This window comes from Paenibacillus konkukensis (genome assembly GCF_023523925.1).
GTDB classification, from domain to species: domain Bacteria; phylum Bacillota; class Bacilli; order Paenibacillales; family NBRC-103111; genus Paenibacillus_S; species Paenibacillus_S doosanensis.
Genome location: NZ_CP027059.1, coordinates 3,687,848 through 3,700,694, shown reverse-complemented (window position 1 = coordinate 3,700,694; position 12,847 = coordinate 3,687,848). Strand labels below are relative to the sequence as shown.

10 protein-coding genes are annotated in these 12,847 nt (G+C 31.4%); 9 read left to right on the top strand and 1 reads right to left on the bottom strand.

The genetic code is table 11. The annotated features are described in order from the left end of the window. The first annotated feature begins 6 nt into the window (after positions 1 to 6). From SK3146_RS15820 to SK3146_RS15785, 9 genes are all read left to right on the top strand, one after another. Entirely contained in the window at positions 7 to 1,707 is a 1,701-nt protein-coding gene (locus tag SK3146_RS15820) for a methyltransferase domain-containing protein (RefSeq protein WP_249865918.1), read from the top strand. A gap of 17 nt (positions 1,708 to 1,724) precedes the next feature. Further along, positions 1,725 to 5,804 carry a glycosyltransferase family 4 protein gene (locus SK3146_RS15815; RefSeq protein WP_249865917.1) on the top strand — a complete coding sequence of 1,360 codons (4,080 nt, stop codon included), beginning with the start codon at positions 1,725 to 1,727 and terminating at the stop codon, positions 5,802 to 5,804. 50 nt (positions 5,805 to 5,854) lie between these two features. Beyond that, positions 5,855 to 6,736 (top strand): UTP--glucose-1-phosphate uridylyltransferase GalU, encoded by an 882-nt coding sequence (galU, locus tag SK3146_RS15810; RefSeq protein WP_283942839.1) that lies wholly within the window; start codon positions 5,855 to 5,857, stop codon positions 6,734 to 6,736. 23 nt (positions 6,737 to 6,759) lie between these two features. Further along, positions 6,760 to 7,737, top strand: a complete 978-nt coding sequence (locus SK3146_RS15805) for a glycosyltransferase family 2 protein (RefSeq protein ID WP_249865916.1) — start codon at positions 6,760 to 6,762, stop codon at positions 7,735 to 7,737. After that, on the top strand, positions 7,691 to 8,140 hold the full coding sequence (locus SK3146_RS35285) for a GtrA family protein (RefSeq protein ID WP_434006878.1): 450 nt from the start codon (positions 7,691 to 7,693) through the stop codon (positions 8,138 to 8,140). Before SK3146_RS15805 ends, SK3146_RS35285 begins: the two co-directional genes overlap by 47 nt. Before the next feature lie 4 nt (positions 8,141 to 8,144). Further along, positions 8,145 to 8,681 carry a hypothetical protein gene (locus SK3146_RS15800; protein WP_249865915.1) on the top strand — a complete coding sequence of 179 codons (537 nt, stop codon included), beginning with the start codon at positions 8,145 to 8,147 and terminating at the stop codon, positions 8,679 to 8,681. A 1-nt stretch (position 8,682) separates the two neighbouring features. Then, positions 8,683 to 9,816: a hypothetical protein gene (locus SK3146_RS15795; RefSeq protein WP_249865914.1), complete on the top strand. Its 1,134-nt coding sequence runs from the start codon at positions 8,683 to 8,685 to the stop codon at positions 9,814 to 9,816. Between the two features lie 15 nt (positions 9,817 to 9,831). Continuing rightward, the gene (locus tag SK3146_RS15790; protein ID WP_249865913.1) at positions 9,832 to 11,067 is read left to right on the top strand and encodes a hypothetical protein; all 1,236 of its coding nucleotides are present in this window, start codon (positions 9,832 to 9,834) and stop codon (positions 11,065 to 11,067) included. Positions 11,068 to 11,132: 65 nt separating this feature from the next. After that, positions 11,133 to 11,771 carry a DUF1796 family putative cysteine peptidase gene (locus tag SK3146_RS15785; RefSeq protein WP_249865912.1) on the top strand — a complete coding sequence of 213 codons (639 nt, stop codon included), beginning with the start codon at positions 11,133 to 11,135 and terminating at the stop codon, positions 11,769 to 11,771. Positions 11,772 to 12,705: 934 nt separating this feature from the next. Here the strand turns inward: SK3146_RS15785 and SK3146_RS15780 are convergent. Continuing rightward, the gene (locus tag SK3146_RS15780) at positions 12,706 to 12,831 is read right to left on the bottom strand and encodes a hypothetical protein (RefSeq protein WP_434006877.1); all 126 of its coding nucleotides are present in this window, start codon (positions 12,829 to 12,831) and stop codon (positions 12,706 to 12,708) included. Positions 12,832 to 12,847: the final 16 nt, after the last annotated feature.

Sequence of the window (12,847 nt, the reverse complement as noted above, 5' to 3'; positions counted from 1 at the left end):
ATTTTCATGTTACCTAAAATAGAAGTAACTGAAGTATTGCGTGCGATTAATAAAAGCTTAAATAAGACTGAGGAGCTTTTTGATATATCAGAATGGAATATAAATCTTCCGAAGTTTAATAATGTTAATTTTTTGCAACCAAAAGATGAGTATCATCTTTCTGATTTTCTAAATTATCATGATGAGGATTTTGTTAGAAATGTGTATAGAGGATTATTGAAAAGAAACCCAGAACCCCAAGGCATGGAATATTATTTAGGACAATTAAGATCGGGGACATTGAATAAAATTGAAATTCTAGGAAGAATAAAGTTTTCAAAAGAAGCTAGAAGAAACAATATTAAAGTTAAGGGGCTTACCTTACCTTTTTTATTTAATAGCTTTTATAAAATTCCAATTTTGGGTTATTTTTTGAGGTTGATAGTGAGTGTAATTAAACTTCCAAAAATAATCAAAAATATAAATCAGTATGAAATGTTTATGAACTGTCGTTATACAGAACAAACAAAAGTGCTAGATACACTAACTCAAGAAATTGAACAGTATTTCATTAAAATTAATAATTCAATTGCAAATTTTCAAGTTGATACTAGCCAATTAAACGGCAATCGATATGATATTGATGAAATAACACAAAAAATGCATCAGATTGACGAAATGAATGAGGAATTAAAACAACTAAATGAAATTAAGAATTACTTGGGGGATATTGAGGGTTTTAGGACTAAATTTATAGATATAGAATCTACTAATGAAAAAGTGAGTGAAAAATACACCAAATTAGTGTTTGAAAATGAAAAATTGCAACAAGATATTAATGATTTTAAAATTTCAACTTTTGAGGAAATCAAAGAAATTCAGTCTTCTATCGAAAGAATCAATGAAAACTACCTAATTATTAATTCTATAAATAAACAAATAAAGGATCATAAATTAAATATTATTGAATTGCAAAGAAGACTCAATTTCTTTTTGGAGGAAACTAGAAAAAGGTTGCCAGCTCCATTGGATGAGGCACAGATGAAAACCTTAGTTGATAATGAAGCACATTTTAGTGATGCTATGTATGTAAGTTTTGAAGATCAATTTAGAGGAACTAGAGAAGATATAAAGGTAAGATTAGAAGTTTACTTACCTTATGTAGATAAGGTAAGAGAAAGAACAGGAGATAACTCCGTAATAGACATAGGTTGTGGACGTGGTGAATGGCTTGAGTTATTAGAAAATAACGATTTCAAAGCAATAGGCGTAGATATGAATAAGGTCATGGTGGATAGCTGTGTTGAATTGGGGCTTAATGCTAATTTGTGTGATGCAATAGAGTATTTGCGATCTCAAAAGAAAGGGAGCACTTCTGTTATAACTGGTTTTCATATTATTGAGCACTTACCGCTAAATAAATTAATAACATTATTTGATGAAGCGCTTCGAGTTTTAAAACCTGGTGGAATGATTATCTTTGAAACACCTAATCCTGAAAGTATTTGGGTAGGTGCGTTTACATTTAGGGGTGACCCTACGCATATAAATCCTCTTGTTCCAGATACGGTTAAATTTTTGGTTGAACAGAGGGGATATATTAAACCTAAAATAGTACGACTTCATAAGCGTGAAGAACCAGAATATACTGGGCAAAAATATGTTGATGAAATAATTTATAAGTTTAATATGGAACAAGACTTTTCCATTATAGCGTATAAAGCATAAATTTGGAGTGAAAAAAAATGAATATTTTAGTCATGAATTTTTTTCCTGCATTTCAACCGCCAACTAGTGGCGGTGAATTAAGATATTTTAATATATATTACCATCTTAGCAAGGAACATAATATTACTTTATTATCGCCCACCTATTGTGACCATAAACTTGAATGCATTAATTTTTCTGAATCTTTTAGAGAATATAGGATTCCAAAAGAAGATATTCATAACCAACTTCATATGGAAATCGATAAGGAAGAGATAGGACAGGAAATTTCTGCACTTGTTTGTGCTTTGAGTTCAAAAACACCAAATAAATATCATGAATACTACAATAAATTATATCAACAGTCGGATATAATTATTCATGACTTCCCGTATATGCTAGAATATGATCTATTTTTTGGTGTTGATAATAAACCAAGAATATACAACAGTCATAATTATGAATCCTTTTTGGTAAAACAAATCTGGAAGGGACCAAATGCCCCAAAATTTTTAAACTATATAAATTCATTAGAACGCAGACTCGTTCTTGGATCAGAGATAGTATTTACTACTTCCGAAGAAGAGAAGATAAGTTTCATTAGGGAGTTTGGTGCAAGTGCTGAAAAAATTCATTTAGCTCCAAATGGAATTAATCCGAAGGAGTGGGAGGTAGATGGTTTATTAAAGCGGCTTTTGAGAGAGAAAAACAAAAATGTGAAAAAAGCATTATTTATTGGAAGTGCCCACCCTCCGAATATAGAAGCAACTGAATTTATTATTAATAATATAGCCCCAAAATGTCCCAATATCGAATTTATTATAGCAGGTAACTGCTGCGACCCATTTAAGAATAAAAAATTTGGAAACAACATTAAATTATTAGGTCGAATAGATGAGAAGACAAAGGAAGATGTATTTGTTAATACAGATGTTGCAATAAACCCCATGTTTTCAGGAGCAGGGACTAATCTCAAAACATTAGAGTATCTATCAGCAGGTATTCCACTCATATCAACGGATTGTGGTGTTCGTGGAATTAATTTGGTAAATCGCGATCATTTTCTTTTAGCAAGTAAGACTGATTTTGCAGCTAAAATTATTGAATTGTTGGATGATGAAATATTAATGGAGTCTATCTCTAAGAAGGGAAGGGACTTCATCAACTCGCACTTTTCATGGGAAAGTATTGCAGTAAATATTAATTCAAAAATAAATAAATTACAAGCTATTGCTGATAAGAAGATCATTTTTGTACTTAATGATTTTGAATGTTCTTCGCCAGTTTCAGGTGGGGAAGTACGAATTAATCAATTGTACTCACATTTGTCTAATAATAATAAAGTAATTCTACTTTGTCTTAATGGTTCAGATAAAATTAAATTGACGAATATAAATAAAAGTTTTATTGAAATATCAGTTCCAAAAACCAGCAAACATATTGATGAAGAAATTTCGATTAATAAGCAGCACTGGATAAGTGCTACGGATATTGTTACTTCTTATATGGTTTCAAAAAATGAGTTTTTAACGAATATTACTCATAACTGTGCACATATTTCTGATTTAATTATTCTCTCTCATCCATATATGGTAGATGCTTTAAATATAAATATTGAAAAACCAGTGGTTTATGAAAGCCATAATTTTGAAACTGATTTAAAAATGAAATTACTAAAGGGTCACCCTAAATATGAATTCTTAATTAATAAAGTGACAATTGCTGAAACTAAAGCTATGCAATTAAGTAAATTTGTTATTAGCGTTTCTGATAATGATCATGAAGGACTAAATAGTTTAATATCCTCAAGTAAAAAAGTATATACTATACAAAATGGAGTGGAAATTGCACACAGTAGTGAAAATTTAGACTTAATAAAGGTGAAAAGAATTTTTGGTTCTCACCCTATTGTTTTATTTATCGGTAGCTCTCATCAGCCAAATGTAGATGCAGCAAATTTTATTGTGAACCAGTTAGCAAATGAATTAGCAAATTGCTATTTTATTATAATAGGATCTGTATGTGATGCAATTACTGATATTGCTCCTGATAATGTTCTATTGTTTGGTAAGCTAGATGAAGACTATAAAAATGCACTGCTGAAAATATCCGATATTGCAATAAATCCAATGGCTAGTGGTTCGGGTTCAAATCTGAAAATTGCCGAATACTTTTCTCATAAACTTCCTGTTGTAACCACAAAATTTGGAGCTCGTGGATTTTCAATACAGCATGAAAAAGAAGCATTAATTTGTGATTTATTTGAGACCAAAAAACAAATTAGTAAATTAATAGATGATTTAGAATTAAAAAGTAAACTTGCAACAAATGCATTTAATTATGTGACAAGTGAGCTAGATTGGGGAATTTTAGCCTCCAAATTAGACGGGATTATAAAGCAAGAAATTTTTAGAGGTAATAGTCAAAAGAAAAAAATGCTTATTGTTACGTATCGCTTTACAAATCCACCTCTTGGTGGAGCCGAAGCATATATGCTAAACTTAGTTGAGCAGTTAGATACAATTGGTGATTTTTCCATTGACATCGCTTCAGTTAACTTAAAAGATTTATATAACAAATACCATTTTGCTATTGACGGATCAAACTTAAAGAATGAGAAGAACATCGGGCTTTTTCAAGATACTATATTGCATTATTTTCAATCTGATAAACTTTCAGACAATATGCTGATTGAAAATAGCAGAATGTTATATAATTCTTGGATGGAGGAGTCTCTTACTATATCTCTAGACCACTTAGATAAGTATGATAAAAATATGTTACTGGGTGGTTGGTATTACCCAGAAAAGGACAATGATAAATATTCTGTTTGGTCATCTGGGAAAGCCTTGATTTTTATTAATGAGGCAGAGAAACTCATATTGAAAGGTATTAGTCCAAAAAGGAAAAAAATTAGTGTTATTCTGAATAGCAATTCAAATATCTTTAATAAAACCATTTATGGCAACTTTGAAATATTATTAGAAGGACCATTTAATCGAGATGTGATTAGTATTGAGACAGATACACATACAGATGGGGCTGACCCTAGAACGTTTGGATTTATTCTTAAAACCATAGAATATATGGATGAATCGACGATCAAAGAGTTACCTCTGATTGAAGATTATAAAGAATTCATGAAGAGCTATTATCCTGAGCGGTATATTGAGAGTTTGATAAAAATTGCAGAAGGACGCGAAGGGAAATTAGAGGCTTTATTTCAAAGAACTAGGGGTCCTGTGTCTAGTGAATTAGAAAAATGGCTTGAAAATAATGCACATCAATATGACGTAATCGTTGGGCACAGTATTCCATTTAATACCTCAGTTGTAGCGGCGCAATATGCTAAAAAATTTACTAAGCCTTATGTTGTAATTCCTCATTTTCATATGGAAGATGAATTTTACCATTGGAAATCTTATTATGATATTTTAAGGCAAGCTGATAAAATAGTCGCATTTCCAAATAAAGCAATTCAGTGGTTTTACAATAAAATAAATGCTAATAATACATTATCTTTGCCAGGTGGTGCAGTTAATCCACCAGAGTATGTAGTAGATAACGATTCAAGCTTTTTTACTCTATATGCTTCAAAACTACCATATGTACTCGTGCTTGGAAGAAAAACAGGTGCTAAGAACTACAAATGGGTTATTGAGGCTGTTAAAAAAGTGAATAAAAATGAAAAGAAATGCAACTTGGTATTAATAGGAAGAGATGAAGATTTTGAACCAATACATCCAGATGAAGCATTTTATTTTAATGAGTTAGAAAGACCGGTAGTTATCTCGGCACTTAAGCATTGCTCTTGTTTGGTAACAATGAGTGAAAGTGAGAGTTTTGGAATTGTTATCCTTGAAGCTTGGATGCAGGGAAAACCGGTTATTGTTAATGAAAAATGTGCTGCGTTTGTTGAATTGGTTCAGGATAATGTCGACGGGATTATTTCTACTAAGGATAATCTAAGTTTAAACATAAATAAAATATTAACTGATACCAGTTTTTCGAAATGCCTTGGGGAATCAGGAAGAGAAAAGGTAGTTAAAAGTTATACCTGGGAATCTGTAGCAATGGAATTGAGTAGGGAACTGAGAAAAATGTTAGCTTTAGATTAGAAATACCCATTGTTAATAAACTAAATTCTTATTAGATGGTTGGTGATATAATGAAGATTAAAAAAGCAATTATCCCAGCTGGTGGATTAGGTACTAGATTTTTACCTGCAACAAAGGCTCAGCCTAAAGAGATGCTTCCTATTGTAGATAAACCAACTATTCAATATATTGTTGAAGAGGCTGTAAATTCTGGGATTGAAGATATCTTAATTATAAGTGGAAGAAATAAAAGGGCTATAGAGGATCATTTTGACAGATCTGTTGAGTTAGAGTTTGCATTAAGTCAGAAAGGAAACGATGAATTGCTGAAGAGTGTTCAGGACATTTCAAATCTGGCGAATATCCATTATATACGTCAAAAGGAGCCGCTTGGTTTAGGACATGCAGTACTATGTGCAAGAAAATTTATTAGGGACGAGCCTTTCGCGGTTCTTTTAGGTGATGATATCATTACAAGCGAGACCCCCTGTATTAAACAGCTTATGAATGTATATAGTCAGACTGGGAAATCAGTTATTGGAGTAAAAGAAATAGATACTATAAATTTGCATAAATATGGAGTGATTGATCCAAAGATTAAGTTTGGGGATAAGTTTATAGAAATAGAAGGAATGGTAGAGAAACCAAAAGATATCTTCCCGTCAAATTTAGCAGTTATGGGAAGATATATACTTACTCCTGAAATATTTCCATTGCTTGAGAGATTAGAACCCGGTAACGGAGCAGAAATACAACTTACAGACGCATTAAACCAATTATCCAAATTAGAGACTGTAATTGCTTATCCATTTTTAGGTGAACGCTTTGATGTAGGTGATAAACTAGAATATCTTAAAGCAACTATACAATTTGCTTTGAAAAGAAAAGATTTAAGTAAGGAATTTGAATTGTATTTAGTTGATATTGTTAATCAAATTAAAGTTTTTAATTAGAATTCATATAAGAGGTGTTAAAAGTGCCTAGTAATCTAATTTCGGTCGTTATTCCTTGTTACAATGAAGAAGAAGTTATTGCAGAAACTTTTTTTAGGCTAAATAAAGTAATGAACAGTATATCAAATGAATATAGAAATGAATTAATTTTTATAAATGACGGATCGAAAGATAAGACATTAGAAATTCTGAGAGCAATACAATCCCAAAATAATAATGTTAAGGTTGTGGAGCTTTCTAGAAATTTTGGACATCAGATTGCAGTATCAGCCGGGATTGATTTTTCTAACGGTGATGCTGTAATTCTTATTGATGCAGATTTACAGGACCCACCAGAGATGATTATTGATTTTATTGATAAATGGAAGCGAGGATTCGATGTTGTATATGCAGTAAGAAAAAGTAGAAAGGGAGAAACATGGTTTAAAAAAGCCACAGCTTCTTTATTTTATAAAACATTAAAAAAAGTGGTCGATATTGATATACCTTTAAATACTGGCGATTTTAGATTGATGGATAAAAAAGTGGTTCATGTACTTAAACAGCTTAAGGAAAAGCATAGATTTATCAGAGGACTAGTGTCATGGGTAGGTTTTAAACAAATTGGTATTGAATACGATAGAGCAGAGAGATTTGCAGGAGAAACCAAGTACCCTCTTAAAAAGATGATTAAATTTTCAATAGATGCTATAACTTCCTTTTCGTTCGTACCTTTAAAAATAGCTGGCTTCCTAGGTTTGAGCTCTGCTGCAATAGGTTTTTTTGGGATAGCTTATTCAATTGTTTTGAAATTATTAAATGTAACAATTCCAGGATGGTCTTCATTGATGATAGTCATACTATTTTTAGGAGGAATGCAGCTGTTTATACTTGGAATAATTGGTGAATATATTGGTAGAATCTACGATGAAACAAGAAATCGGCCGCTTTATGTTTTGAATAATCAACAGGAAGATGAGTTTAGTGCTACGTATGAATATGAAAAAGTTACACTTAAATAGTCAATTTACAAGATATGTACTAGTCGGTATGATTAATACATTGCTTACTTTGTGTGTCGTATTTATCTTGGTAAATGTATTTCATGTCAATATCTTAATTTCTAATATATTTGGATATGTAATTGGTTTAATTAATAGTTTTATTCTTAATAAACGATTTACTTTTGAAAGTAAAGATGATAGCCTACGTTCTTTTGCGAAATTTTTAATTGTTTTTATAGGATCTTTTTGCATTTCATATTACTGTGGTAAATTATTTGCAAAGTTATCTTTTGAGTTTTTTAAAGGGTATCTGTTGAAATATAACGAAAGCTACGAAATAAACTTTTCAATCTTATTAACAAATGTAATTTATACATTGATTGGTTTTGTAGCCAATAAAAAATTTACTTTCAATAGGTGATATAGTGTTATCCAAAAATACTTTCAGGATTTCAGTTATAGTTTTGATCTACCTAATTGCATTTATCTGCACGGTTTTTTTAGTTTCAACATTATCAAAAAAGCAAATTGATGCTATTCCTAATGTTCCAATAAATAAAATAGAATTTGGTGATGAGAAATATAATCAATATATACTTTATGGTTTCTCTTTCCCAGAGAATAATTCATGGAGATGGACTGATGGAATGAAATCAAAAATTGTTTTTCCATTGAAGAAAAATCAAAAATATGAAATGATATTTACTATGCAACCATTTCCTATTAAAGGTAAAATACAAAAGGTTGAAATAACGATGAATGATAGAAAAATAGGGGAGATAGAGTTGATAAATGGACAATATAGGGAATACTCGTTAGAAATTCCTTCTAATCTGGCACTGGAAAAAAATACCTTTATTTTTAAATATGCTTACGCGGAATCTCCAAAAAAGTTATCTGGAAGTAACGACATTAGAAGATTAGGCGTTAACTTTAAAGAAATAAGATTTCAGGAGAAGTAGAATGATCTATATTCGAAACACTATAAATAACAATATCGTAATAATTAAATTAATTTTAATCTTCATAACATCAAGAATTTTCCTTACATTCATTGGCGTTGTATCCAATTACTATTTAAAATCCATTCATGAATTCAAGAAGCTAACAGATAACAGTAACTTTATAGCTTTGTGGGGGCAATGGGATTCGGCTTGGTATTTAAAAATAGCCCAAAATTGGTATAAATTCGACCCTTCCTTTAATCCTTATGCTAATCATCAAGATAACTATGCCTTTTTCCCCTTCTACCCACTACTTATTAAATTAGTTAATTTAATTATCAACGACTATTTTATTTCTGGACTTTTAATTTCTAATTTTTCTGCTATAGTATCACTAGCACTTTTATATAAGATAATTGTTAATGAAAATTACGGAAATAATATCGCATATAGCTCTGTAAAGCTTCTAATTTATTTTCCTACCAGCTTTCTATTGTCTGCTTTATTGACCGAATCATTGTACCTTTCTATAACGCTACTTTGTTTTTATTATGCCAAAAAACAGAAGTGGTTTCTAGTCGGAATTTTTGGGTTACTTTTGGCTTTAACAAGGAATATTGGCGTATTTATAATCTTCCCAATGCTATTTGAATATTTAAGATCAAAAGATTACAAAATTATTAACATATCATACAATGTCATCTTTCTACTCTTTATTCCTGTAGGTACTATCTTATGGGGCCTGTACAATTATTATTTAACTAGAGACTTCTTAGCATTTGTTCATATACAAAGTGCTTGGGCGAGAAGTTTTGCGAACCCTCTTAATTACTTATTTTATGGCTTTTTTGCAAAGGATCCTTATCATTTTATTCTTTCTAGTGCAACGTTATTCTCAGTAATTTTATTAATAATCTCTATAAGAAAAATCAATTTTTCATACATCTTATTGGGTTTTTATTCTATATTTATTCCCCTCTGCACTGGATTAGATAGTATGGCCAGATATACATTGGTGATTTTTCCTATCTATCTTATTTTATCTTTGTATTCAAGAAAGCCTTTTGTCGAAAACAATTTGAAAATGGTTTTTTTGTTATTGCAGGGTTTTTTTATGGTTTTTTGGAGTCATGGTTTCCCATTGATAATATAAATTGGAGATTATTTTATGAAGACAAATTTATTGTTGAATACGAATAAGAATTTGAGTCAAAGTGCTTTGTTTATTTTAGGAGTTATATATCTTTCTATAATAATAAGGATTATTTTTGCTATTAATCTTGAAGGATTCGTTAATGATCAGGGGTTTTGGATTAGATGGATGCAATTAACTGAGAATTTAGGGATTAGAGCGGCTTATTTAAATGACAATGAATTAAATTATCCCCCAATGTTTGTGTTTATTTTGTATTGGTATAAAAAAATATTGGATTTACTCTATATAGTGCCTGTTAGTGGGGGAGGGATTGTCAAATTACCTATGATATTATTTGATATAATTAGCATCATAGTATTCTTATTAGTACATAAGTATCAAAAGCACACAGTTAATTGGTTTGTATTTATATTTTTTGCCTTGAATCCTGCCTTGATATTTGACAGCGCCGTATGGGGACAAGTTGATATTTTGCATAGTCTATTGATGGTTTTAACTATTTTATTGATCGTAGATGCCCCTATGGCAGCAGGCATAATTTATTCCTTAGCTCTTGCAACTAAGTTTCAATCGATAGTAATCTTCCCAATTATTTTAGTATTTTTGTTGCGGAAAGGCTTCCTTGTGGAAAAAGATTACAAGCATGCAATTAAATTTATAGTTGGATTTTTATTTCCTTGTATCATAGTATTTATATTTTTTACACTAGAAGGTACATTTATTAAGATGGTTAAAAATGCTTACTTCTCTGCTGTTGGTTTCTATCCGAATGTATCAATGAATGCTTTCAATATTTGGTTCTATTTAGTCGGAACTAACCCAGATACCAGTGATAATATCGAAATTATGTCTGGAGTTACTATTAAACTGCTAGGTTTTTGCCTACTAGCGATGGTAGCAATATTAGTTTGTATTTACATACTTTTTAGTAGGAAAATAGACTTGATAATTTTATTGAAATTAAGTGTTTTGCTAAATTTCTCTTTTTTTATGCTACCCACAGAGATACATGAGCGTTACAGCATACCAGCACTAGTCTTCTTATTATTTCTGCTTATTTTAGAAAAAAAATTTGTCAAAGAAGTACTACTTATGACTTTAGCTGTATTTTTTAACTTACTTGCCGTTAATTATACCGGGGTTGAACCGTCGAAGGTTATGTGGATAGTATATTTAAATTGCATCATTTTTACTTTGTTATTTAAAGACTTTATGTCTGAACTGATTCAAATAAAAAAAGAAAATTGAATTGTTTTGCTAAAGTAATTATTAAGTATCGTGTATATTAATATTTTTCCACCTGGAGGTTTAAAATGAAACTCGATGATTTAAAGGGAAAGTATGATTATGTAATAAGTCTAGGAGCTGCATGTCAAACAACATATCAATTGCAAAGAAACGGCCTTAGAACGATCTCAGGTCCAATTGATTGGCTTGTTACCAATTCATTACATAAACTTAATCTGGCACTTTTGGATAAATTTATATGTATTATGGACAAGGGTTCTCTCAAATACGAGGGCGAGCATGAGGGAAAGCTTAAAATGCATGATACATTGAATGACATGCTTTCTGTCCATGATTTTTCAAAAGAAATAGGTTTTGAGAAATCATATGAAAATTTTAAAGAGAAACTTGATCGTAGAATCCAGCGTTTTTTTGATATATTGAAAGAAGCGGAAACTATATTATTTGTGAGAACTCAGGCCTATTCTATTGATGAACTTTGGATGTTAAGAATGATTCTTAAGATTCATACTAAAGCAAAGTTTAAAATTCTTGCTGTGAATTATACAATTGATCATAAAATTATTGAATGTAATTGGGGAATCGAAGATGTCTGTGTTGTTGAAATACCGTCCCCATCAGATAGGTGGCAGGGGGATGATGACGCATGGGAACGAATGTTAAGTGGAATTTCTTTGAAAAACAAACCAGACAAAAATGATTAAGCATAAACATACTATTCAATAAAAAGGGGTTATCTGTTCCTTATCCTAATTTAGGACGCTACCAAATAAGATAGTCCCCATTATTAAGGAGTGGCAAAAACCACCACTGCAAAAAAATGTATATCGTTTTTTTCCCGGAGACGAACCACTTTAAAGTAGAATAAGATTGACACATTGTAAACAAAGCTGCTGTGGCTAGTACTACATTGCATTGCTGATTCCTCAGGGGGTTATGGCTGCGTTTTGGGGATTTCTGATGCAACATTTTAAACTTGGTGTTTATCTCCACCATTGGCATTACTTTTCGAAAATAACGATCCCCATAATCTAGTTCTGCCGTGCTTGGTAATCGTTTTTTTTCTTTTTCTTGCAGGAACTGTTCTCTATTAAAATAAAACCAGCAAACCGAATAATCAGCCGGCCATGGCTGGTACCATGGAAATCCTCGACTTTGGTTAGGAAACCGACGATCGTCAAGATAACCACCTAGGATCTTCAACTTTCCTTTGTTTTAGGAATCCAAGTTAACACACGCTTCACCACCATCATAATGTCCTCAAGTTGCTTAATGAGCATCCCGTACTGTCCAAGAAGCGTCTTAACTCAATTTTCGCCTCTGTCAGAGCTCGTTTAACTCTTGTACCACTTCCAACATTTCACTGCTCGTTTGTGCAAAAAATGGGTTTGGCGGTCTGCCTTCTAGCGATGTGTAATAGCGTCAGCGCCTAACACTACTACTTTACTTAGTGTTGGGAGTTCGTTCAGCATAAACAGGGGAGCTTGTTCTCCAAGTATTAAATACTATTTGTAAACTCCTGAAAGAAGTGATCTAGCCAGTTCAGTAGGCGGCGTTTAATTTGTCCAAGGTTTATCATGATATTCTCTCGAAGGTTCATCAGAATCCGAAGATCGTCATAAGCATTCATTGGTAATTTCAGATTTGCTGTACTTCCAGTTCAGCGATCACTTTGGCAACTTTATAATCGTTCTTTATTTGTGAGTTGTCCTCTAATTCTTTACTTTTGTTCACATGAAGCGGGTTAACCACGACCACTTTCATTCCTTTATGTTGTAGA

Bases quoted from the DNA above. Each gene is read 5' to 3' on its own strand.
- galU (WP_283942839.1), top strand. From the start codon at position 5,855: ATGAAGATTAAAAAAGCAATTATCCCAGCTGGTGGATTAGGTACTAGA.
- SK3146_RS15785 (WP_249865912.1), top strand. From the start codon at position 11,133: ATGAAACTCGATGATTTAAAGGGAAAGTATGATTATGTAATAAGTCTA.
- SK3146_RS35285 (WP_434006878.1), top strand. From the start codon at position 7,691: ATGAGTTTAGTGCTACGTATGAATATGAAAAAGTTACACTTAAATAGT.
- SK3146_RS15780 (WP_434006877.1), bottom strand. From the start codon at position 12,831: ATGAAAGTGGTCGTGGTTAACCCGCTTCATGTGAACAAAAGTAAAGAA.
- SK3146_RS15820 (WP_249865918.1), top strand. From the start codon at position 7: ATGTTACCTAAAATAGAAGTAACTGAAGTATTGCGTGCGATTAATAAA.
- SK3146_RS15795 (WP_249865914.1), top strand. From the start codon at position 8,683: ATGATCTATATTCGAAACACTATAAATAACAATATCGTAATAATTAAA.
- SK3146_RS15815 (WP_249865917.1), top strand. From the start codon at position 1,725: ATGAATATTTTAGTCATGAATTTTTTTCCTGCATTTCAACCGCCAACT.
- SK3146_RS15790 (WP_249865913.1), top strand. From the start codon at position 9,832: ATGAAGACAAATTTATTGTTGAATACGAATAAGAATTTGAGTCAAAGT.